At 46.8% G+C, this 1,233-nt stretch carries 2 protein-coding genes; one reads left to right on the top strand and one right to left on the bottom strand.

Annotation, left to right across the window (positions count from 1 at the left end; all coding sequences use genetic code 11):
* The coding region (locus tag QTO00_RS19910; protein WP_331426291.1) for a TDT family transporter at window positions 1-768 on the bottom strand (768 nt) is incomplete at its 3' end.
* Window positions 769-872: 104 nt separating this feature from the next.
* Here QTO00_RS19910 and QTO00_RS19915 point away from each other — a divergent pair.
* A partial coding sequence (locus QTO00_RS19915) for a LysR family transcriptional regulator (protein WP_331426292.1) occupies window positions 873-1,233 on the top strand: 361 nt, incomplete at its 3' end.

A 1,233-nucleotide genomic window follows, 5' to 3' on the forward strand; every position in this document is an offset into this window, starting at 1 on the left:
AGTAAACGCGGCATAGCCTGGGCTAAATGGCAGTTTTAGCAGTTTAATGAAGGCCAAATAGATTATCGCAGTCATTAAAATAGCAATGCCGAACAGTAGAGCAATGATCACAGGTGAAGGGTCAGCTGTAACCGTTAAATAACCGGCTAACGATAAGCTTGCTGGCGCAGCCATTATCGCCATCGTTGGCTTTGCCGCATCAGGAACTTCATGGCTAAACAGTAGGCGATAAATCATCAGCGGTAGCATTACTGCATAAGCGACCATACCAAACATCAACGCACCATGGGCAATCGGGCTTAACATCGGTGTGCCAGAGAAAGAGACATCCGCAACGATAATTCCGACAGGCGGTACAAACCAACTTGGAACCATATGGTGCAGTTCAAATTTTTGCGCTCGGTGATAGATAAAGCTCACCAAAAACACGATATGAAGCCCAACCGCACATAGCCAAAGTAGATCCCCAGCTAAAGGGTTGAAATGTCCAAGTGAGTTAGAGACCACCATAGTTGCCATCGCGAAGGTTGGCACAACACTCCCTACCACTGGGTGCGCCAGATCTTCACGCAACAAGTGATGGTGAAAGAGGAATTTAGCTGCAAGCACCATCAGCAAAACACTCGCAACGACGGCACTAGTCCACTGAGCATAACCATTGAACAGCGCCGCATTTTCCCAGCACCACCCTAAACTCGCGATACCAAGCGCTAAGCCTGCCATAGGTGTTGGCGCACCCACCACTTTTGCTTTTGCTGCGTTAATCATCTCTATTTACCTAGTTTGCTTACCATGAAGCCAGTTTACTCTTGCTAATTGTTCGGTAATATCTAATTATTTAGAACATATGTTCAGATAACCTAAACACACTTATGGCCGCCAATATTTCTTTAAAACAGCTGCGCGTTTTTATCTCAATTACTCAGCACGACACCTTAACCTCGGCGGCGGAAGCCTTGTTTCTATCTAAAGCGGCGGTCAGCATGGCGCTGTCTGAAATGGAAAAACAGATAGGTCACTCGCTGTTTGATCGAGTCAATAATCGGCTGATACTCAATCAAGAGGGGCAGAAATTACTGCCTTTGGCGGATGAACTCATTGAGCGAGCGCAAGACATTGCGCAGTTGTTCGACAATGACCAAACATTGTCGGGAGAGTTAAGAGTGGGCGCCAGCGACACGATTGGTAATCAAGTTGCGCCTTACTTGCTAAGCGATTTTCGACGTCATACTC

Source organism: Vibrio sp. M260118, assembly GCF_036533755.1.
Classification (GTDB): Bacteria; Pseudomonadota; Gammaproteobacteria; order Enterobacterales; family Vibrionaceae; genus Vibrio.